Origin of the sequence: Sphingobium agri (assembly GCF_023051225.1) — a bacterium.
Lineage (GTDB): Bacteria > Pseudomonadota > Alphaproteobacteria > Sphingomonadales > Sphingomonadaceae > Sphingobium > Sphingobium agri.
Genome location: NZ_JALKHS010000009.1, coordinates 20680 through 42878, shown reverse-complemented (window position 1 = coordinate 42878; position 22199 = coordinate 20680). Strand labels below are relative to the sequence as shown.

General features: G+C 59.6%; 13 protein-coding genes. 9 read left to right on the top strand and 4 right to left on the bottom strand.

Annotated features, from left to right (window positions below; translation table 11 throughout):
- The first annotated feature begins 35 nt into the window (after positions 1–35).
- Both MU848_RS12705 and MU848_RS12700 read left to right on the top strand, forming a co-directional pair.
- Positions 36–1547, top strand: a complete 1512-nt coding sequence (locus MU848_RS12705; RefSeq protein ID WP_247232681.1) for a GH39 family glycosyl hydrolase — start codon at positions 36–38, stop codon at positions 1545–1547.
- A gap of 131 nt (positions 1548–1678) precedes the next feature.
- A complete protein-coding gene (locus tag MU848_RS12700) occupies positions 1679–4546 on the top strand; it encodes a glycosyl hydrolase (RefSeq protein ID WP_247232680.1) in 2868 nt (955 codons plus the stop codon).
- Positions 4547–4608: 62 nt separating this feature from the next.
- On the opposite strand, the gene MU848_RS12695 is transcribed toward MU848_RS12700, so the two are convergent.
- Both MU848_RS12695 and MU848_RS12690 read right to left on the bottom strand, forming a co-directional pair.
- Positions 4609–5262 carry a TetR/AcrR family transcriptional regulator gene (locus MU848_RS12695; RefSeq protein WP_268934774.1) on the bottom strand — a complete coding sequence of 218 codons (654 nt, stop codon included), beginning with the start codon at positions 5260–5262 and terminating at the stop codon, positions 4609–4611.
- 191 nt (positions 5263–5453) lie between these two features.
- A complete protein-coding gene (locus MU848_RS12690; protein ID WP_230463272.1) occupies positions 5454–6923 on the bottom strand; it encodes an NAD-dependent epimerase/dehydratase family protein in 1470 nt (489 codons plus the stop codon).
- Positions 6924–7041: 118 nt separating this feature from the next.
- Between MU848_RS12690 and MU848_RS12685 the strand changes: the two genes are divergently transcribed.
- Positions 7042–8763 carry an FAD-binding protein gene (locus tag MU848_RS12685; RefSeq protein WP_196225613.1) on the top strand — a complete coding sequence of 574 codons (1722 nt, stop codon included), beginning with the start codon at positions 7042–7044 and terminating at the stop codon, positions 8761–8763.
- A gap of 235 nt (positions 8764–8998) precedes the next feature.
- Here MU848_RS12685 and MU848_RS12680 read toward each other — a convergent pair whose 3' ends face one another.
- The gene (locus tag MU848_RS12680; RefSeq protein WP_247232677.1) at positions 8999–10402 is read right to left on the bottom strand and encodes a sugar porter family MFS transporter; all 1404 of its coding nucleotides are present in this window, start codon (positions 10400–10402) and stop codon (positions 8999–9001) included.
- 64 nt (positions 10403–10466) lie between these two features.
- Positions 10467–11513, bottom strand: coding sequence for a LacI family DNA-binding transcriptional regulator (locus MU848_RS12675; protein ID WP_247232675.1), 1047 nt, complete (start codon positions 11511–11513; stop codon positions 10467–10469).
- Positions 11514–11620: 107 nt separating this feature from the next.
- Here MU848_RS12675 and xylB point away from each other — a divergent pair, with 107 nt between their 5' ends.
- The 6 genes from xylB to MU848_RS12645 all read left to right on the top strand — a co-directional run bounded on the left by xylB (position 11621) and on the right by MU848_RS12645 (position 22149).
- A complete protein-coding gene (xylB, locus tag MU848_RS12670; protein WP_247232673.1) occupies positions 11621–13096 on the top strand; it encodes a xylulokinase in 1476 nt (491 codons plus the stop codon).
- Positions 13074–14387: a xylose isomerase gene (xylA, locus tag MU848_RS12665; protein WP_247232671.1), complete on the top strand. Its 1314-nt coding sequence runs from the start codon at positions 13074–13076 to the stop codon at positions 14385–14387. The genes xylB and xylA overlap by 23 nt, the downstream gene beginning before the upstream one ends.
- Positions 14387–15244: an aldose 1-epimerase gene (locus tag MU848_RS12660; RefSeq protein ID WP_247232669.1), complete on the top strand. Its 858-nt coding sequence runs from the start codon at positions 14387–14389 to the stop codon at positions 15242–15244. Before xylA ends, MU848_RS12660 begins: the two co-directional genes overlap by 1 nt.
- A 414-nt stretch (positions 15245–15658) precedes the next feature.
- A complete protein-coding gene (locus MU848_RS12655) occupies positions 15659–18028 on the top strand; it encodes a TonB-dependent receptor (protein WP_281494444.1) in 2370 nt (789 codons plus the stop codon).
- A gap of 252 nt (positions 18029–18280) precedes the next feature.
- Positions 18281–20578, top strand: coding sequence for a glycoside hydrolase family 3 N-terminal domain-containing protein (locus MU848_RS12650; RefSeq protein ID WP_247232659.1), 2298 nt, complete (start codon positions 18281–18283; stop codon positions 20576–20578).
- A 95-nt stretch (positions 20579–20673) separates the two neighbouring features.
- On the top strand, positions 20674–22149 hold the full coding sequence (locus tag MU848_RS12645) for a GH39 family glycosyl hydrolase (RefSeq protein WP_247232657.1): 1476 nt from the start codon (positions 20674–20676) through the stop codon (positions 22147–22149).
- Positions 22150–22199 lie beyond the last annotated feature (50 nt).

The window sequence follows — 22199 nt, the reverse complement described above, 5'->3', positions numbered from 1 at the left end:
TTCCCAATGTTACAGAAAAACAGGATAAAAGACCGATGGATGAGATGCCTGTCTGGACACGCCGCCAGTTCACAGCCCTGAGTGGAGCGGTTGGCGCCGCCGCGTTGACTTCGCCAGCGTGGGCGGAGGAAGCGAGCCAGGTTGTCGAAATAGATCTTCGGCGCGAAACAGGCAAGCTGGACCATATCTGGTCACGCGTCATGGGATCGGATCGTGCGGCGATCACGATGAGAGAACCATGGCGCAAGGATCTCGAACGCTTCAAGAACGAAGCCGGTCTTAAACGCGTGCGTTTTCACGGAATTTTCAATGATGAAATGGGCGTGGGCGCGAACGGCAATTTCCAGAACGTCAACGCCGTCTATGATGGCCTGCTGGACCGTGGCGTGCAGCCCTTCGTCGAACTGAGTTTCATGCCGCAGGCGTTGGCGAGCGGAACGAAGAAGTTCGGCTTCTACAGGGCTGATGTCAGCCCTCCGCGCTCGATGGAGAAATGGTCCGAACTGGTCGAGAAGTTTGTGCGGCATCTGGTACAGCGTTATGGCGCGTCGGAAGTGCGGCAATGGTATTTTGAAGCCTGGAATGAACCGAACCTGACGTCCTGGTTTTGGGGTGGAACGCAGGAGCAATATTTCGAGCTTTACAAGGCGAGCGCTCGCTCGGTTAAGGCTGTTGACCCGTCGATCAGGATCGGCGGCCCGGCGACCTCTGCTATCCAATGGATCCCTCAGTTTCTGGAATATTGCGAAAAGACTGGCACGCCGGTCGATTTCGTATCCACCCACATTTACCCTGGCGATGACCAGGCGATGATCTTTGGCAAGGCTGATCGATACCGGGAATATGACGTCGTGCCGGCGGGCGTGGCGCTCGCCCGCAAGCAGATCGATGCGACGCGGTTCAAGGGAGCCGAATTGTGGTTGAACGAATGGTCATCCGACAGCCCGGCCATGATCGCGCACGCCATTACGCAAAGCCTTCCTCACTGTCATGCCATGGGTCAATGGCAGATCAGCGGCGAATATGAGGAAAATATGGTCGCAAACTGGGTCTTCAAGGAAGGACAGAATGGTTGGGGAATGCTGGCCCGGGGCAGCGTCGCGAAACCTGAGTTCAACACCTATAAGTTGCTCAATCGCCTGAGTGACCGCAGACTTGCGGTAAAAGGACCCGCCCTGGCCTCGACAACGGACAGCGGAAAATTTGCCGCTCTGGTCTGGAATCTCGCCGATGTGCAGCAGGCGCCAGGCATCCCCGGCGCGAGCAGGGAGCGCAAGGTTACAGGTACGCGCAAAGCGATGCTCGTGAGGATGCGCGGCGCGCAGGCGGGGCAGCGGGTACAGGTGAGTTATGTCGATCAGGAGCGCGGTTCCCCTTATCCTGCATGGCGCGCCATGGGGTCTCCGCAATATCCCACGCGAGAGCAGATGGACGCCATCCGCAAATCGGCGGAGTTGGCTGCGCCTGAATTGAAAATGCTCAATGGACGTGGCGAAATCATCCTGGATCTTCCGCCAGAAGGCGTAGCGCTGGTTGAGGCTGTCTGATCCTGGGAAGGATGGTCTTCAGGCTGTAACATTGACCGACCCGAATGCGGACGGCCGACGATGTTGGCCGTGATGTCGAGTGTGTTGCGCCTGAATGGCCCCAAGTTAATAATCGAGAGAGAGATCAGATCATGTTCGCCAACAGGGTAACGGCAAAGCTTCTGGCAGCCACCGCGATGGCATTTTCAGTGTGGAACGTGCAGGCATCGGCTGAGTCCTTGTCGGAGGCGTTCAAGTCACCACCGATGGAGGCCAAGCCCCGCCTTCGTTGGTGGTGGCCGGGCGACGCTGTAACCGATGTGGAGTTGCGGCGCGAAGTCCAGCTGATGGCGCAGATGGGCTTCGGCGGTGCCGAGGTGCAATCATTTTCGCCAAATTTCGTGAAGTTGACCCCTGAAGAAAGGGCAGTGGTCAACGACTATGCCGAACCCAGCTTCGTCGCGCATCTGCGCGCGGCGGCGGATGCCGCGAAGAGCGCTGGTCTCAGTCTTGACTATACTTTGGGCTCGGCCTGGCCGTCGGGCGGTGGCGAAGCGATACCGCCGGAAAAGGCGTTCACCGAATTGGCCATGGCGCGCACGATGGTCATTGGCGGCACGTCCGGCCCAATCAAGGTCGAACAGCCCAAGCGGACCAAGAGGCTTGGCGCTCTCAACTTCTTCGATCCGCGTACAAAAGATCCTAAATATGCGGACTGGGGTAAGCGGATGGACGCGCGGGCGCGCACCGTGGCCGTGGTTGCGATGAAAGGCAGCGCGCCTGACCTGAAGAAACGCGGCGGCATGAACGGGATGACCATTTCGCCGTGGAGCGATGTGCTGACCTCCGGCACACTAGATCCGGCCAGCCGCATTGTCCTGACCGACAAGCTGCGGGAGGATGGCACGCTCGACTGGTCGCCTCCGCCTGGTGACTGGCAGGTCTTCGTCTTCCGGCAATTTGCTTCTGACGTCGGGGTCTTGGGCTCGGCCGGACGGGGGCCTCAGCTTATCCTGGACCACACCGACCCCACGGCCTTTGCAGCCCATGCCGCACGCGTCGGCGATCCCTTGGGCAAGAACCCGCCGGGCATGCGCTCGACCTTTGTCGATTCGCTGGAACTGATGCAGGATATTCAGTGGGGCCCAAAACTGCTGGAGGAATTCAAGAAACGGCGCGGATATGATCTGACGCCTTATCTTCCCTTCGTGGTGCAGCCGGGCTGGATGCAGGCATGGGACGAACATTATTCATTGCCCTATTTCGACGCCGCAAAGAGCGACATCGCCGAGCGGGTGAGGGCGGATTATCGCCATACGGTGTCGGACATGATCATCGCGGGCTTCATCGAGCCCTTCGTGGCGTGGAACCATGCCCATGGCCTGAAGGCCAAGTTCCAGGCGCATGGCGGCGCGTTCGACACCATTCGCGGCTATGGACTTGCCGACATCCCAGAAACCGAGGATCTGGTTCACAGCGGTGATCCGCTGTTCATGCGCCTCGCCCGCTCCGCCGCCAACCTTTATGGACGCCGCATCGTTTCGGCGGAAAGCCTGGTGTGGCCCGACCGGGCATATAGCGTTACGCCCACGGAAATGCGGCGGCGCACCGACCTCATCATCGCCGGCGGCGTCAACAGCATGATCCTGCACGGCATGAACTACCGTTTTCACGCCGAAGACTGGCCGGGCTGGCACGCCTTCCAACCGAGTCCTTTCTCCCTGGGGTTCAGCGGTCCGCTGAACGAAACCAACCCGGTCTGGCCTGCCATGAGGCCGCTTGCTGCCTATATGGGCCGGTTGCAGGCCGTCATGCAGGCGGGCGAGCCGGTAGTTCCGGTTGCTTGGTTCTATGGCCGCTACGGCTATTATATCGGTATCGAGGATGATGGCGCGGGCAAGCAGGCGGGCGAAAAGGCTTTCCTTGCCGCCGGATATGATTTCGACCGGATCAATCCTGACTCGATAGCGCAGGCGAGGGTCGAGGGTCGACGGCTCATATCCAAGGGAGGGCACGCTTATGGCGTGCTCGTGCTGCCGCCGATCGACGGCATTCGCGCTGATACGATGGAAGCGATAGCTGGCTTTGCCAAGGCGGGACTGCCTGTCTTCTTCACCGATCACGCACCCCGCCGCGATGAAGGACTGGCCGAGGCGAAGAAGCGCGACGCTCGCGTGAAGAAGGCGGTAGCTGGAGCGATGAAGGCGGGAGCCAAGATCGTGCCTGCAGCGGAGCTGCCTGCCGCGATCCGCGCCGCAGGTGTCGCGGGAAATCTTCGCTTTGATGGCGACGCTTCGGACCTGGTGTTCGTTCAGCGGTTGGTCGACGGGCAGACCGTCACCTTCGTTCACAATCGCAGTGACAGCGCACGAAATGTCACGCTGTCGTTGCCCGGCGTCGGCGGTGTTACGCGCTGGAATGCGATGGATGGCAGCGTCAGGCCCGTCTCCGCAAGCGCGACGGCGGACATGACGCGGCTGCCTCTGTCGCTTGCTTCCGGGGAAAGCGCACTCCTTGTCCTCGATCCCAAGGCCAGGCCCCAGACCTTGGCGGCCCCGGCTTTAATCGGATCAGCGACCTTGCCCGCCGAAGGCTGGGCGCTGTCCGTGTCCGGTCATGTAGCGCGCAAGCCCTACGCCCATGATTTCGGCGAGGTCGCGCTGCAGGACTGGAGCAAGGTGCCGCAGCTGGCGGGCTTCTCCGGCGAAGCGAACTACAGTCGTTCGATCACGGTCGATCCATCCTGGTTCAAGCAAGGCACCCGCGTCAGTCTAGACCTGGGACAAGTGTATGACATGGCGACGGTGACGATCAACGGCCGCACTTTGCCGCCGGTTATCGCCGCGCCGTTCCGCCTTGATGTAACGGATGCGCTGCGGCCGGGCGCGAATATGCTCAAGGTGACTGTGGCGAATGTTCCGCAGAACGGCATGATCGACCCCAGTAACCCGGCCTTCAAGAAGCTGAAGCCCGTCGCGGCGGGGTGGGTTGGCGCAGGACGGCTGGAAGCCAGTCGTTGATCAGAAGCGCGAGCGGGGAAGTCCCGCCCCCCTTTGCTCGCTCTGGTCGCGTCCGCAGGTCATTACCAGCGGTCGCGAGCGAGGAGCATCAGGTCGACGACTTCCCTTCCATGCGCTTCGATATCCTGGGCCGTGAGTTCGCGGACCAGATCATATTGCAGGAACCAGCCATGCACGGCGGTGAGGATATGTTCCGCCACCGCTTCAGGCCGGGCAACCGGAATGCCGTCTCTTTGCGCGGCGGCGCGGATGTCGTTCGCCAGTAGCCGAACCGCGTTCAGATAGCCCAGATCATGCATCAGGGGCGCAAGGTCGGGAAAGCGGTGGCGGTTCAGAAGGATCAGCGCGTGAAGGCCGCGGAAGAGCGGATCCACCAGAAGCGACGCCATGTCCGCAACCCGCAGGTGCAATATCTGGCCTATGTCGGTGATGCGGTCGGTGGCTTCGACCCGAGAGACGGCGTACCAACGCGCCAAAGTTTCCCTAACGACCGATCGAAACAGGTCGGATTTGGTGGCGTAGCGGCTGTAAAGGGTCGTGCGAGTTATTCCGGTTGCCGCCGCGATCTTTTCCATCGACACGCCGTCAAAACCGTCCGCAAGGAACATGCTGCGCGCGGTCGCAAGGATTGCTTGCTCGATCAGGGCCACTTCCGTGGAAGTGGGGCGGCCCCTTCTTAAAGCGAGTTTCGCAGGAATGGGAATTCGGCGTGCCATCCGCACCTTCTGATGCGGTGCCGTCGCGATGGCAACGCCGTTCCACAGCGGCCAGCTGATTGTCAGTGATCCTGCCTTACGAAAAACGCTTTATGCCCTTCAACATGAAGTCGCGGGCCCCGCGATGGCAGATTCAGGGGTGCGCGCGGCCGCTGCCGCGCGCAGAAAGATCAGGTTCTTCATAAAATTCATCAGTTCACAGGGTTCGGTGCGCCGGGGGTCGATGTTTGGGCGGACGGCCCCGGCCAGACCTGCGCGAAGAAGGGATTTGATGCGGCGACCCGCGGATAGCTTTCGATATCGGTCTGGCAGGTGGGGCACCAATGGCCGCCCGCCAGATAGAGGTTGGGCGACATAGAGAAACGATGACCGAGGCTGCATTCCCATTCCACGGGTGTGAAGGCGTCATCGACCGCGTCCACATGGCATTTTCCGCCCCGGAAACCGGCGGCGGCGCGCAGGTCATCTGCAGTCCACTCACCCTTAGGTTTGGCGTCATCATAGCCATGGGCGAGTGCGACCGCTTCGCGCGAAGGCTGCGCCAGGGGGAAGTCGTCCCAGCTGCTTGGGATGCGATCCCACTCCTCCCGTGATCCAAAATAGGCGTCGATATGCTCCACATCATTGGTCCGCAGCCAGGTAAGGGGTCCACCGGGACCTTCCGCGACCTTAAGTATCTGCTTGCGGGCGAGACCTGGGAAGAAGCGCATGAGAGTACGCAAAGCCCAGGGTATGCGGCGCGACAACTCGGCGAAGAAATCGTCGATTGAAAAGCGACGATAGGGGACGAGTTCCTGCAAACGGTCGGAATCGAGATACCATTGCCCGTGGAAGTTGCGCGTTGCCAGCCATTTGGGGTCGAGGATGCGGCGGAAATCGCTGACGCCCATCGCAGCCATCATCCTGACCATCAGTTGATGATTGACGAGCCGCCCGGTTTCACCACCGCCTATATTGTAGAAATGGCGCCAGAAATGATCTGGAATGCGGTCGCCGCACAGCTTGGCCATCAGATTTGCGGAATCCTCGACGGTCGACCATTCCATTACGCCGTTTGGAGGATTGTGGAACATGATCGGCCCTTGCGTCTTCCACATGTCGTAATGGGCCATGCCGGTCTGGCGGATGGAAACCCAGTGCCTGAGGCCTGATTCCGCGACGATTGCCTCCGCCCGCGCCTTGGTCCCAGCATAATGTCCATTATAGCCGATGCAGATGGGGTCGCCCGTCCGGCCCCAATGGTTGGGAGGATTGCGGCTGCCGGTCTCCGCAACCGTGCCGATATAGACAAGGCGGATCTGATCGGCGTGGGGCTGGCGTCGGATGGCATCCACGACATTCTGCGTGCCGCCGACATTTACCTTTTCAACGAGAGCAGGGGGAAGTTCATCGGCAAGCGGCGAAACCAGCGCACCCATGTGCAGGACGACGTCTACGCCCGCGACGGCACGATCTACCGATACGGGGTCGGTGAGGTCGCCCCATGCGTAATCGATATTGTGCTGCTTTTGCAGGCGGCGAATGACGGGATGAGATTTTTCTTCCGGGCGCACGAGGACCCGGACCGTCATGCCGGGCGTCTGCAATAGTTCGTCAACAACGGCTCTGCCCATATTGCCTGTCGCGCCCGTCACCAGGACAAGCTTTCCGGTTCCTGCCACCTTCGTTCCTTTTGCCGTTCTTCTGGATAGCGGCGGCTTAGGCCATTTAACTGCGCACGCCAATTGAAATGTACATTGATGTCCATTTATAGCGTGCCGCAGACTCAGGAGACAATTTATGACCAGCCCGCACAGCGAACCTCGTCCTGGCGACCCTCATTGGTATAGCGAGGTGCAAGCGCCGCTCATGATCGAGGATGCTGACGCGTTCGCTTGGGATGGCGCAGAAGACGTAGTCATCGTTGGCTATGGCGGCGCTGGCGTTGCAGCAGCGCTCCAGGCGCGGGAGGAGGGGCTTTCCGTGATCGCCATCGACCGTGCCGACGGGGGAGGGGCGACGCGCATCAACGGAGGCATCTTTTACGGAGGCGGCGGCACCCCTGCGCAGCTCGAAGCTGGCGTCGAGGACAGCGTAGAGGACATGTTCAACTATCTTCGCCTGGAAACCCAAGGGGTTGTCAGCGACGACACGCTGCGGCGTTTCTGCCAGGAAAGCGCGGAAACGGCAGGCTGGCTCGCCGGGCACGGTGTCCGCTTTGAAGGGCGGGTTTACAAAAAGAAGACCAGCTATCCCCACACCGACTATTCCCTCTATCATTCCGACAACAGCCTTGCGCCCAACTACAAGGCCGTGGCGAAACCTGCCGCGAGAGGCCATCGCGCGCTGGTCGATAAACTGGATGCGCCTATGGGCTACGGTAAGGGCCTTTATGACCCGTTGAGGGAATCGGCGCAGCGCGCCGGCGTCAAATCCCTGTCTTCGACAAGGGTCAAACAGCTCGTCATGGATGGCGATGGACGCGTGGTGGGCGTGGTCGCGGTTCAGGTGGAGCGCGATACGGCAGAAGGAAAGCGTTATGACGCACTGATGCGTCGCGCAACCGCGATGGTGCTTCGCTTGCCGCCGTCCATGCCTGGGGCTGCGATCATCGCTCGCCTGGCTTCACGCCTGTTCAACAAGGCCCAGGAAGTGGAGCGGCAGGCGGGCGCGACGCGCATGATCCGCGCACGTCGGGGCGTATGCCTCGCGGCGGGCGGCTTTATTTTCAACCGGCAGATGGTCGCGCATTATGCGCCAAAATATTTGAAAGGCATGCCGCTTGGTACGCCAGGGGATGATGGCAGCGGTATTCGCTTGGGTCAAAGCGCGGGGGGCGTTGTCTCGCGCCTGAACCATGTCAGTGCTTGGCGTTTCATCAATCCGCCCATGGCCTGGGCGCAAGGCATGATCGTCAACCGACAAGGCCGGCGATATGTCAATGAGATGCTCTATGGCGCATCGATCGGCATGCCGATGGTCGAGGATCATCAGGGCGTGTGCTGGATCATCCTTGACGATGAAGGCTATCGGCGGGCGAAGCTCCAGTCGAAAAGCAAGGCAATCTTACCCTTTCAACGTTACCCTGCGCTGGCCGCCATGCTTTTGGGATCGAAAAAGGCGGGCTCGGTCAAAAGCCTTGCCGAAAAGTGCGGGATCGCGCCGGACGGACTTGAGGCGGCGGTGGCAGATTATAATCAACTTGCCGAAAATGGCGCCCGCGATCCATTCGGCAAGGCATCGGAGGACATCGCCCCGATCGTGAAAGCGCCTTTCCACGCCATCAACATGTCTATCGACGCGAAATTGGGATTCCTGCCTGTCCTGACGCTCGGAGGCCTGCAAGTGCAGGAGGAAAGCGGTGCGGTCCTGGACCAAGAGGGTAAGCCCATCCGCGGACTTTACGCGGCCGGCCGGAATGCAGTCGGCATATGCTCCAACATCTATGTGAGCGGCTTGTCCGTTGCCGATTGTATCTTCTCTGGACGGCGCGCTGCGCGGTCCCTGGCAACGCCCAACTGAGCAGCCGGTAGGTCATACAGATCAAAGACAGAATGAGACTCTCTCGCTGCGCCGGTGCTGCACCCTGGGTCGAGCTGCACGGCGGCCCAGGGCGTATTGCCAACGGTCGTCGCGCCAGGCCCGCGACCGAAGTGTAAATCTACAGTCGAGCATATTTGTCAGCAGATCGTGTGATGAGTTGTGGTGGTGGCGCCCGTCATCAACAGGGGCGCCACCCGCAGGCCTTGGAAAACCGCTAACCCTGCATAGCTTCAAGTTCCAGTCCCTTCGTTTCCCGAACAGTCATCCAAACGAACAGCAGCGACAGCAGGGCAAAGGCAGTGTAGGCGCCATAGGTGACGGGCAAGCCGATATTCTTCGCCAGCCAGGGGAAGCTTGAACTTACGAGGAAGTTTGCGAGCCACTGTGCCGCGCCTGCCACCGCAAGCGCCGAACCTCGCATCTGGTTCGGGAACATTTCCCCGAGCATGACCCACATTACGGGGCCCCAGCTGAGGTTGAAGAATATGACATAGATGTTGGCGGCGAGGAGGGCGACAAGGCCCAGCCCCTCAGGCAGCCGGAGCACCCCGTCGATTATCGTCGCATTACTGAAGCACCATGCCAATGTTCCAAGCGTCACCGTCATGCCCGCAGAGCCGATCAGAAGCAGCGGCCGACGCCCGATCCGGTCGATGAGCAGGATCGAGATCAGGCAGGCCAAGATCGATACGGCGCCCGAAAGGATGTTGATCTTCAGCGCGTCGCTCTCTGTAAAGCCCACCGCCTGCCACAGCACCGCGCCATAGTAGAAGACGACGTTGATGCCGACGAGTTGCTGGAACACGGCAAGGCCAATGCCAACCCAGACAATCTTCCGCCAACCGCCGCCGGGCTTACGGATATCTGCAAGGCTCGGTTGGTGATCATGGGAAAGCGACGCGCCGATCTCATCCATCTTGGCAGCCGCCGCTTGGGGGCCGATAAGGCGATCAAGCACCAGCCTTGCTTGTTGCAGCCGTCCCTTGGCAATCAGGAAGCGCGGACTTTCCGGGATGCCGAACAAGGCGACCAGGAACAAAAGCGCGGGGAGCGCCTGAACCCAGAACATCCATCGCCATGCTGGCTGTCCGGCCCATGCGGTGCCAAGTGACGACCCAGCTATGTCTGCGAGATAGTAGTTGGCGAGAAATGCGCCCGTCAGCCCCGATATGATCATCACTTGCTGGATGCTCGACAGCCTTCCGCGAATATGTGCGGGAGTCACTTCACTGATATAGGCGGGTGAAAGGACACTCGCCGCGCCGACCGCCATTCCGGCGAAAAACCGGGCAATTCCCAGGACCGTTGCGCTGAATGCGCCCCCGGACGCAGCCGCGCTGATGATGAAAAGGATCGCTGCCACAATCATGACGGAGCGGCGCCCCCAAATATCGGCGAAACGGCCGGCGAGGAAAGCGCCCAAAGCGCACCCTGGAAGCAGGGCGCTGACGGTCAGCCCGAGTTGGGCCTCGTTGAGGCCAAATGTGTGCCGAAGCCCTTCCTGCGTGCCGTTGATAGCCCCCGAATCATATCCGAACATGAATCCGCCGATCGTCGCTACGGCGACTATTCGGCTGATCAGCGCCAGATTGACGCGCCCATGCGCAGCCCCATGCATAGCTGAACCCCTCCTGATTGTGAGCGCTAACATGGCGAACTTGGCGGTGCCGTCAAGTCTCTCCCTATAGCGCTGCGTCAGATCCTCGTATGACAAGCTCGAAATTCAGTCTGACATGCTCTGGCTGAGCGCTTGCGAGAGGTCGTTTGGACCGGACAGCGCGAGCAAGCAGGTCGATGGCGAGGCTCGCCATCGCCGAAATCGGTTGCCGCACCGTGGTTAACTCGGGCCAAATGGTCGTGGCGATTGCTGTATCGTCAAATCCGCAAACCGTGAGGTCACGCGGTACGTCCAATCCGCGTTGATGCGCGGCGCTGATGATACCAGCCGCCATATCGTCATTCGCAGCGAAAATCGCGCTGGGCGGTGATGGCTGGTCGAGCAGGGATGACGCGGCTATCAGACCGCCGCGATAGGTAAAATTGCCCTGTGCGATCAGTTCCTCTTCCGGCGCGATACCCGCCAGAAGCAAAGCGCGTTCATAGCCTTTCCGTCGGAGGTGGCTGGCGGTCTGGTTGGGGTCGCCTGCAGCAAATCCTATCCGGCGGTGACCGCGGGCAAGAATATGCTGTGTCATAGCGAAAGCAGCTTCCTCATCATCTATCAGGACGGCGTGAGAGGAAGGCGCCGGCTGTCCTGAGGCCACTTGAGCCACGGCGAGGCCGCTTTTCTGGAGGGCGCCCAGCAATTCGCCGTCATTGCAAAGTGGTGGCGGCAACAGGACCGCGTCGATGCGCTGAGCAGCCAGCCGGGCAGCAAGGCTCGCGGGCAGTTCCTCTGGATCATGCTCATCGACGATCAGTTCGGCTTCATTCTCCCGTGCTGAATGGAGGCTACCGAGGAGAAATTCGCTTAAATAGGCCGCGCTGGGATTGCGGTAGAGTAGGACGATGCGGCATTGCTTCCCACCAGCAAGGGAGCGGGCTGCTGCGTTTGGCACATAGCCGATGGCTGATATCGTTTCTTCGACCTTCTTGCGGGTCGTCTCCCTCACGCGCTGATCGCGGTTGATGACCCGGGAAACCGTCATCGGGGACACTCCAGCAATCCGCGCCACATCGGCAACGGTCGGCCCTTCGGTTCTCCTGCGCAAATTTTTTCTGGCGGCCATGGTCTGCTCCCATTGGTCTTATCGACTATTCGGCCAGAGACGGTTGAGCAAGCCTCTTGCGCAATACCTCATGGTAGCGCTACCTAAAGGCGGGAGGATGGAGCTGGATGTATCTGGGCATAGATATCGGAACGTCAGGGGTTAAGGCGGTCATCGTTGCGGAGAGCGGAGCGGTCATGGCTGCCGGAACCGCCCCGTTAGGTGTGTCCCGCCCCTTTCCGGGTTGGTCGGAGCAGGATCCCGATCATTGGTGGCAGGCGACCGAGGCCGCGGTTCTCGCACTTCCCGAAGATCTCCGGGCGCGGGTGCAAGGAGTGGGCCTTGCTGGGCAGATGCACGGCGCCACCCTGCTAGGCGCAGATCATCGTCCGCTGAGGCCAGCCATTCTTTGGAATGATGGCCGTAGTTCAGACGCATGCCGCCAACTTGAGCAACGGATTCCTGAATCGCGTTCCATCACAGGCAATCTTGCCATGCCTGGGTTCACCGCACCCAAATTGCTGTGGGTGACGGAGCATGAACCTGAGATCTTCGAACGCGTCGAGAAGATTTTGCTGCCCAAGGATTATGTGCGCCTTTGCATGACCGGCGACATGGCGTCTGATTTGTCCGATAGCGCCGGAACATTGTGGCTGGATGTGGCGGTGCGGGACTGGAGCGAGGTCATGCTTGGAGCCACCGGTCTTTCGAGAACTCACATGCCTCCGCTGTTCGAGGGCAATGCCGTTACGGGCGTGTTGCGGCACGAGGTCGCGGCGCAGTGGGGCATGGCGAGGGTGCCGGTGGCTGCTGGCGGCGGTGATAATGCTGCGGGCGCTGTCGGCATTGGTGTCGTCAATGAAGGCGATGCGCTGCTGTCGCTCGGCACCTCTGGCGTTATCTTCGTGGCCACTGGGGCTTTTCGCCCCAACCCTGAACGTGCGGTACACGCCTTTTGCCACTGCCTTCCCGATATGTGGCACCAGATGAGCGTGCATCTGTCTGCGGCCTCCTGCATCGAATGGGGGGTCAAGGCAACCGGAGCCGATGACCCGGCCGGATTCTTTGACCTTGCCGAAGCGGGAGGCGCGGGAGGGGGGCCTGAGATATTCCTTCCCTATCTTTCGGGCGAGCGCACGCCACATAATGATCCACATGTTCGTGCCGCTGTGCTGGGTATCGACAATGAAACGGACCGAGGGCGTATCGCAGCGGCTGTCCTGGAAGGCGTCGCATTCGCTCATGCAGATGGCATCGCCGTGCTGCGCGACGCCGGTACGGAAATCCAACAGCTTTCGGTGATCGGCGGGGGCGCGCGATCCCGATATTGGGGCACGATCATCGCCGCTGCACTGAATGTGCGCCTTGCTTACCTGGAGGGCGGGGAGGTGGGCCCCGCACTCGGCGCTGCGAAGCTCGCCCTCATGGCTGTGACTGGAGCCAGCGCGGCTGAAGCCTGTGTCCGTCCCCCCATTTCTCACATCATAGAGCCCGACGCCGCGCTAGCCGATCGCCTTGCGCCGCGGCTCGCCCGTTTTCGGGCCGCCTATTCCGCCGTTCAATCAATTCAAGGAGAAATCCGTGACCGCCAGCTATTTCGCTGAATTCCCGACCATCGCCTACGAGGGGCCGGAGAGTAATAACGACCTCGCCTATCGCTGGTACGACAAGGACAAGGTCATCCTGGGCAAGCGCATGGAAGAGCATCTGCGCTTTGCGGTCTGCTTCTGGCATAGCTTCTGCTGGCCAGGCAGCGATGTGTTCGGCGCCGGCACCTTCCGTCGCCCCTGGCATGCAGGCGCAAACGATACGGCGGCGGCTCGTGCCAAGCGGGAGGCTGCGCTGTCCTTCGTCGAGAAGCTGGACGTGCCCTTCTACTGCTTCCACGACGTCGATGTCATGGCCGATGCCGACACCATAGGTGGGTTCCGCAAGAGCTTTGCCGAGGCGGTTGATCATCTGGAGGAGTTGCAGGACAGACATGGCCGCAAGCTGCTGTGGGGGACGGCCAACCTGTTCAGCCACCCGCGCTACATGGCGGGTGCTGCAACCAATCCCGATCCGGAAGTCTATGCGTGGGCTGCGAGTCAGGTTCGTGATGCCCTTGACGCGACGCACCGGTTGGGCGGGGCAAATTATGTGCTGTGGGGCGGCCGCGAAGGCTATGACACGATCCTCAATACTGAAATTGGAATCGAGCAGGAGAATTTCGGCCGCTTCCTCAACCTCGTCGTCGATCACAAGCATCGTGTCGGGTTTACCGGAACGATCCTGATCGAGCCGAAGCCGCATGAACCGACCAAGCACCAATATGACTTTGATACCCAGACTGTTTACGGCTTCCTGAAGCGCTTCGGCCTGGAAAACGAGGTGCGCGTAAACATCGAGGCGAACCACGCCACTCTGTCGGGCCACACGTTCGAGCATGAGATCGCCATGGCGAGGGCGCTGGGCATATTTGGATCGATCGATGCTAATCGCGGCGATCATCAGAATGGTTGGGATACCGACCAGTTCCCCAACTCGGTCGAGGAGTTGACGCTGGCCATGTTGGAAATCATCCGTGCAGGCGGCTTCAGTGACGGGGGCTTTAATTTCGACGCGAAGGTCCGGCGACAGAGCGTAGATGCGATTGATCTGTTCCATGGTCATATCGGCGGGATCGACACGGTTGCGCATGCGCTCGTAAAGGCAGCCGCAATCATCGAGGATGGACGCGTCGACGCATTCCGTGCTGAGCGCTATGCGGCATGGCAGGGCGAACTCGGTCAGCATATCCGGTCGAGCGAGGGAACGCTGGGTTCGATCGCCGATCTCGCGGTTGGGCGCGATCTTGCGCCGCAGCCGCGTTCCGGTCGCCAGGAGTGGCTGGAGAACATGGTGAATCGCTTCTGATGGAACTGACTGCAGGCGAATATCGGCTGCTGCTGGCGCCGGAACGAGGTGGTTCGATCCTGGCGTTTGATTGGCAGGGCGAAGCGTTGTTTCGCCCTGTCTGCGGCCCGTCCATATTGGATGTTGCTTGCTTTCCGCTCGTGCCATTTTCCAACCGGATAGCCTTTGGCCGCTTTCAAGCGCATGGGATGGACGTACAACTCGCTCCGAACTTCCCCGGTTCTGATGATCCTCATACGCTGCATGGTTATGGTTGGCTATCACCTTGGACTGTCCAGTCTTACGGCCACTGCGTGGCAACTATCGGTCATCACCATCGAGCCGACGGTTGGCCTTGGAGCTATTATGCCGAGCAGCGGTTCGAACTTGCTGAGGATGGATTGACCATCGCTTTGTCGGTGACCAATCTAAGTGATAGTTTGATGCCGGCAGGCTTGGGAATTCATCCCTATCTTCCACGCGTGCCTGACGCTGTCTACCGTGGGTACCATCGCGGGGAATGGCAGAATAACGAGGACTGTCTTCCGCAAAGACTCGATGAAAGAGATTGTGCAATCGACTGGTGGCAGGGCGGTGCTGTTGCGCAACGCGAGGTTGATACTGTTTACACCAATCGTCATGGACCGATCTCGATCCTCTGGCCTTCTCGTGATTTGTCACTTCAAATCAACCCCAACGAGGCGCTGCCCCATACGGTGGTTTATACTCCAAAAGACCAGAATTTTTTCTGTATCGAGCCGGTCAGTCACTCAACAAATGCCTTGAATTCTATGTCGTCCAGCATGCGATGGCTGGATCTCTACGAGATATTTGAAGTGAGCACTTCATTCAGCGCTGCCAGGCTTAAGAAGCTTTAACCGGTTATCTACGTCATTGGCCGCGGCTGGCGTGAACGGATGTCTGACCGCACGCGTTTTGATCGATCCCGCGCGCGCTTCAGATGCAAATCAGGAAAATGTTTCCATAGCAGTTTACTTTTCGATTTGCTTGGGTAGACTTTACCGGTCGCGCACGGAAAGGGGGAATCATGCAGGAACCGACCACGACGCTTCTACGCACAAGATAGCGCTACCAAACGCGTGCTTTACAGGCCGAGGCTTCGTCTGCGGGTCTGATCTGCGTCTCTGTTCAGGGCAACTGTGCGGTTTCAAAGGTCGTGCGCGACAACCGGAGATAGGCAAACGATCAACACTTGTTGAGTTGGCGATCGTTTCCGGAGGCTCTGATTTATTATTGAAAACCAGTGTTATAATTTTAGATGGGAGAGGATAATGCAAAAGCATTCACGCAATTTAAACTTGTTACTCCTTGTGACTAGTTCTGCTTTTGGTCTGTCGGTGCCAGTTGCAGCCCAGACTGCGACCGGAAATGTTTCATCGGGCACCAATCAGTCGAGCACTGAAATTATCGTCACGGCTACTCGTCGGGCGCAAGCGCTGCAGGATGTTCCAATGAGCATCAACGTCGCCACTGGCGAACAGATTGAGCGGTTGAAGATCTTCGACGTCAAAGACGTGCAGCAGCTTGCTCCGGGGCTTGAATTGCGGAACGACAATGGCCGCGCCAATTCAGCAACGCTTCGAGGTGTGACGTTCGATCCCGACCAGGGCACCGGTCCCGCGGTTGACCTCTATTTCAATGAAGTGCCTATCGACGCGCAAACAGCGTTCACCGCAATCTACGATATTGACCAGATCGAAGTGCTGCGCGGCCCTCAGGGCGCGCTGCGTGGCCGTACAGCGCCGTCGGGCGCGATCACCCTGCGCACCCGCCGTCCCAACCTGAATACGATTGAAGGATATATTCAGGGCACGGCGACGGAAGACGCTGGCTACAACGTCCAGGGCGGCGTGTCACTGCCGCTCGTGACCGACAAGGTTGCGATCCGTGCTGCCGTCCTTGTGGATGGCAATCGCCTGAACCAGGTCCGCAACATCACCCGCGGCGACCGTTCACGCAGCCGTACCGAAAGCGCTCGCCTGTCGGTGGCTTTGCAGCCGACCGAGGGCTTCGACATCAACGTGATGTATCAGTACCTTAACGCTGATAACCGCCTTTACACGCAGGTCTTTGGTCCCGGCAACGCAGCCATCGGCAATCCGCCGATCGGGCTGGATGATCGGTTCAGCCTGTCCGAAGGCCGCAGGCGCTACCTCAACAACACGCACCTCGTCACGCTGGACGCCAAATATGACCTGGGTCCGGTTACGCTCGCATTTGTTGGCGGCCATCAGGAAACCAAGCTGACGCAATATAGCGAGAATGATCCTGGCAACGCCATTGCCAACTATGCGCCGACCCAGCTCACGCGGACGCCCTATAATGTTGATACGGCTGAACTCCGCCTGATGTCCAACAATGAAGGCTTCTTCAATTGGACTGCCAGCGTCTTCCACACGCATCAGACCGGCGATGTGACCGTCGAAAATCCGCTCGATTATATCGTCGGCTTCCCTGGTGTCCCTGCTCCGGTCGCAATCGTTCCGGTGACGGGCTTCATCAATGTTCCGGTCAAATCCAAGACCTGGGCGTTCGCTGGCAGCGTGCGGTTGAAGCCGACCGATGAACTGACGTTCGAAGCGGCAGGCCGTTACACGATGTCCAACGGTCAGCAGTTCGCGACGATCACAATTCCGGGTGCGGGCACCTTCCCCATCGTGGATTATAAGTCCAAGGAACGTCCCTTCACCGGCATGGCATCTTTGACCTATGAGGTCAGCCGCGATCTTACCGTCTATGCATCCTATGGCCGGGCGTTCCGCGGATCGACTGCTGGCGTCGGCATCCCGCAGAATGTCAGTGAGGATTTGGCGATCAGCAAGCCGGAACATTCGGACAATTTCGAAGTGGGCTTCAAGTCCGCTTTCCTCGACCGGCGTCTGTCGCTTGACGTGTCGGCCTTCTATCAGAAGTTCGACAACTTCATTTCGCGCTTCACCGGCATTGCGACTGATCAGGGAACCAACATCGATGTGACCGGTGACGGCGAGCCTGATGGTGTGTATGTTGGCCCGCCTGATGGCGACGTCGATACGACCGCCGACTACAACTATAATGGTAAAGCGACGGTGAAGGGCATCGAAGCAACTTTGGCAGGCCGCCCGACCGACAATTGGGACTTCTCGGTCAGCATGTCCTACATCAAGGGTCGTTATAAGAATGCCCTGCTGCCTTGCACGACGATCGATCCTGCCACTGGCCAGCCAGTCGTCATCCCGAACCCGGCCTTTGGCGGTGTCAACAATGTCAGCTTCTGCAGTCGCAATTCGCGGCTGGCCGATATTCCTGACTTCAGCTTGACGGCAAATACCGAAGTGCGCTTCGGCTCCGGTCCGATGCAACCCTTCGTCCGGGCGCTGTTCACCTACCGCCCGAGCGTCTATTCCGACCGCCAGCAGTTCCGCTATCCTTCGCGTGAACTGATCAATCTCTTCGTCGGTCTGCGTGGCGAAGAAAGTAGGTGGGAAGTCTCGGCGTTCGTCCGCAACCTCTTGAACCAGAACCGGATCACGAACATCAGCATCAACAACAGCACGTTCGAAGCGAGCAATGATCCGAGCGTCATCTACGACTCGGGCTACCGCACCGTGAACGTAACCAACCCGCGGGAATTTGGTCTTTCCGGGACTTTTAAATTCTAAGCCTCTCCACCTCCCGCCAGCCTTTGGTTGGCGGGATATTTTTTCTGGTGGAGCATCCTTGCCGTACCATGCGAAATGCAACGTACGTGTTTACTTCTCATTCCGTCGGTTATAAGGTGCGGAGAGCGGTCCTCGACTACAGGGCACGGGATCGGCGGTACATTCCGACGGAGAATTATCTTGGCTGATAGGCTCGCAATTACGCGGCGTATGTTCATTGCCTCTACTGCTCTAGCGACGCCGGTAGCCGCGATGGCTAGCGGTGTGGACAGGGCAGTGTATCGCGATCCCAAGGCTCGGATCGAAGATCGCGTCCGCGATCTGCTGAGCCGGATGACCCTGGAGGAGAAGGCCGCACAGATGCGGTCGATGGCGTACACCAAGTCGTTGTTCCTCGACGGAGACAATTTCTCACCAGAAAAGGCGAAGCAGGTTTTCGTCAGCGGCATCGGGCAGATCGGCAACCCGAGCGATACAAACGGTACGGCCAGGTCGGCCAAGGACGCCTATCGCACCGTGGGGGAAACGATTGACTTGGTGAACGCCATCCAGCGGCACCTTGTCGAAAATACCCGCCTCGGCATCCCAGCCCTGTTCCATGAGGAAACCGCTCATGGCCTGAAGGCGCGAGACGCGACTATCTTTCCGATTCCCTTGGGCCTTGGCAGCACCTGGGATCCGGCGCTGGTCCAGCAGGCGTACGAACTGGCGGCGCGAGAGGCCCGCCTGCGGGGCGCTACCGTCGCGCTCAGTCCGGTTCTGGACCTTGCCCGCGATCCGCGCTTCGGCCGGGTCGAGGAATTCTTCAGCGAAGATCCTTATCTGGTCAGCCGGATGGGCATCGCCTCAGTGCGTGGGCAGCAGGGGCAGCGACCCTTGGCGGCGGACAAGGTGTTCGTGACGCTCAAACACTTCATTCACGGCGCACCCGAGAGCGGGCTCAATATCGGTCCAGCTGACATGAGCGAGCGGACGCTGCGCGAGAATTTCCTCGTACCCTTCGCGCAGGTAATCAAAAACGCCGACCCTGCCGTGATCATGCCTTCGTACAACGAGCTTGGGGGCGTTCCCTCCCACGCCAACTACGAGCTTCTGCAACGTACCGGACGCGAGCGGCTTGGCTTTCGCGGGGCGTATTTTAGCGATTATGGCGGGGTCACCAATTTGATCACGCATCATCAAATGGCGGCGAATGACGATGATGCCGCCGTGCTGGCGGTTCATGCAGGCATCGATGCCGAAATGCCGGACGGTCAAGCCTATGCACGGTTGCCCGAGCTGGTGCGCGCTGGCCGGATCCCCGAAGCCAGCATCGACGCCGCGGTATCCCGCATTTTGGCGCTCAAGTTCGAGGCTGGTCTGTTTGAGAATCCCTATCTGAACAAATCCCTCGCCCTGCGTCAGGTCAATGCGCCCGCCAGCAAGGCGATTGCACGCAAGGTCGCGCAGAAGTCTCTGGTGCTGCTGAAAAATGACGGTTTGCTGCCGATTGATCCGGCCAAGCCGCGCAAGATCGCAGTCATCGGACCGAACGCGGTTGAGCCATTGTTTGGCGGCTATTCATCCGTTAACGCGCAGGCGGTGGGGATATTGGCGGGCGTGAAAGCGGCTGCCGGGCGAGCGATCTCCATCGAGCATGCCGAAGGTGTCCAGATCGTCAAACCCGACCCCACGGGTCAGCATCTGCCCGCCCGCGCCGCGCGCTACGCCGATCCGGCGGAGAATGCGACGCGCATAGCCCAGGCTGTGGAGGTCGCGAAACGGTCAGATGTCATCCTGTTGGTCGTCGGCGACGTGCCGGAAATCACCCGCGAGGCGATCCATGCTGGAGCGCCGGGCGATCGTAACAGCCTGAACCTGTTCGGCGATCAGGACGCGCTGGTGGATGCGATGATCGCGACAGGCAAGCCGATTGTTGCTTTGCTGATCAACGGGCGTCCGCTCACGGTTAGTCGCCTGGCCGAAAAGGCCAATGCTCTGGTGGAGGGCTGGTATCTCGGCCAGGAGGGAGGGAACGCCTTTGCCGATATGCTTTTCGGCAAGGTCAATCCGGGTGGCAAACTGCCGATCACCTTTCCCCGGTCGGTTGGCGACCTGCCAGTGTTCTACAACAAGCATTCTTCAGCCAAGATTGGCCAGCGCTATGTAGAAGCCAAGCCGACGCCGCTTTTTCCTTTCGGTTATGGCCTGAGTTACACGACGTTCGAGATGACCGCGCCGCGCCTCGCGAAGGCCACCATTGCGGTCGGCGAAACAGCAATCGTGGAGGTGGACGTCACAAATACGGGACAAAGGCCAGGCGATGAAGTGGTCCAGCTCTATGTCCGCGATGATGTAAGTTCCGTGCCGCGACCGGTACTGGAGTTGCGCGGATTTGAACGGGTGACCTTGAAGCCAGGTGAAAAGCGCACTGTGCAGTTCCGCCTTGATACCGACAGCCTGGCATTCTGGAACATCGACATGAACTATGTCGTGGAACCGGGCACTTTCACGATTCACGCCGGTCCGAACTCGGTAGATCTGAAGTCGGTGAAGCTTACGGTTGCCTGACCAGCGACATTAGCAAAGGTGGCGCGCGCCGACCGCGCACAGGAGTGAAGATGATGTGGGATCGCCGCGAAATAATTGGTGCCGGAGCAGCAGTCTTGGCTTCTTCTGCTCTTACTAAGCCGTCTTTTGGCCAGACCGATACCGAGCATGTGGAGATCGATCTTCGCCACGAGACGGGCGCGCTGGATCATATCTGGTCGCGTTGCGCGGGATCGGATCGGGCCTCCGCCACGATGCGGGAAAGTTGGCGGCATGATCTGGAGCGGTTCAGGGTCGAAACGGGCCTGGAACGCGTGCGGTTTCACGGCATATTCAACGATGATCTTGGCGTCTGGCCCGGAGGGATGAACGGCAAGGATCCAAATTTCCAGAATGTCGATGAAGTCTATGACGGCGTTCTGGCGAGGGGAGTGCAGCCTTTCGTTGAGTTGAGCTTCATGCCCAAGAAGCTCGCCAGCGGGAACACAAAGCTGAATTTCACCTACAACGCCAATATCACTCCGCCAGCGTCGCCGCAGGCATGGGGCGATTTTATCGGCGTTTTCGTGCGCCACCTGATCGATCGCTATGGTCTGGGCACAGTACGCCAGTGGTATTTCGAGGTTTGGAACGAGCCCAACTTGAGCTGGTTCTTCAGCGGTACGCAAGCGGACTATTTCGCTATGTACAAGGCCGCGGCGCGCGCGATCAAGGCAATAGACCCCAAGTTGCGCGTGGGCGGCCCCTCCACCGCGGCGGCACAATGGATGCCGGAGTTTCTCGGCTTTTGCGCTCAGGAAAATCTGCCCGTCGATTTTGTTTCGACGCATATCTATGCGGGCGATGACCAGAAGGAACTGTTTGGCGAGGCGAATAAAATTCCTCACAAGGATGTGATCCCCGCAGCCATGGCCAAGGTACGGAGCCAGATCGACGCGACGCTATACAAGGGCGCGGAACTGTGGCTATCGGAATGGTCGTCGGACAGTCCCGCGATGATCGCCCATGTCATCAGCAATTGCCTGCCTTACTGCCACGCCATGTCGCAATGGTGCATCAGCAATGTGTTCGAAGAGATCAACTTCCCCAATTTCATCCTGAAGGAAGGCGACGGCGGCTGGGGCATGATCGCCCAGCGCGGCATCCCGCGCCCGTCCTTCAACACCTACAAGCTGCTGCACCGGCTGGGTCAGCGCAGGCTGGCGACCACCGGACCGGCTCTTGCGAGCAAGACCAGGAACGGCGCAGCTGCACTGATATGGAATCTTGCCGAAGTGAAGCAGCCTTCCGGGATACCGGGCATGAGCAACGAGCGGATCGTCACGGGCGAACGCAAGAAGATTAAGGTCAAGCTGAAGGGCGCTTCTCCAGGAAAGAGCGTGCGGGTCAGCTATGTCGATCAGGAGCGGGGTTCGCCTCTCCCGAAGTGGCGAGAATTGGGGTCGCCGCAATATCCCAGAAAGGATCAAATCGATCAGATCCGCCGGGCTGCCGAACTCGCGCCGCCGGAAACGCGGCGCCTGGATAAAGAGGGCGTCTTGACGCTGGACCTGCCGCCTGAAGGCGTCGCATTGGTTGAAATGTTTGAATGAATAGAAGCCTAAATTCGCTTTTGTGGGCGTCTTGTGGTGCAGGCGATAAC

Excerpts from the sequence above, each read along its gene's own strand:
- MU848_RS12705 (WP_247232681.1), top strand. The coding sequence starts at position 36 with ATGGATGAGATGCCTGTCTGGACACGCCGCCAGTTCACAGCCCTGAGT.
- MU848_RS12700 (WP_247232680.1), top strand. The coding sequence starts at position 1,679 with ATGTTCGCCAACAGGGTAACGGCAAAGCTTCTGGCAGCCACCGCGATG.
- MU848_RS12695 (WP_268934774.1), bottom strand. The coding sequence starts at position 5,262 with ATGGCACGCCGAATTCCCATTCCTGCGAAACTCGCTTTAAGAAGGGGC.
- MU848_RS12685 (WP_196225613.1), top strand. The coding sequence starts at position 7,042 with ATGACCAGCCCGCACAGCGAACCTCGTCCTGGCGACCCTCATTGGTAT.
- MU848_RS12680 (WP_247232677.1), bottom strand. The coding sequence starts at position 10,402 with ATGCATGGGGCTGCGCATGGGCGCGTCAATCTGGCGCTGATCAGCCGA.
- MU848_RS12675 (WP_247232675.1), bottom strand. The coding sequence starts at position 11,513 with ATGGCCGCCAGAAAAAATTTGCGCAGGAGAACCGAAGGGCCGACCGTT.
- xylB (WP_247232673.1), top strand. The coding sequence starts at position 11,621 with ATGTATCTGGGCATAGATATCGGAACGTCAGGGGTTAAGGCGGTCATC.
- MU848_RS12660 (WP_247232669.1), top strand. The coding sequence starts at position 14,387 with ATGGAACTGACTGCAGGCGAATATCGGCTGCTGCTGGCGCCGGAACGA.
- MU848_RS12655 (WP_281494444.1), top strand. The coding sequence starts at position 15,659 with ATGCAAAAGCATTCACGCAATTTAAACTTGTTACTCCTTGTGACTAGT.
- MU848_RS12650 (WP_247232659.1), top strand. The coding sequence starts at position 18,281 with ATGGCTAGCGGTGTGGACAGGGCAGTGTATCGCGATCCCAAGGCTCGG.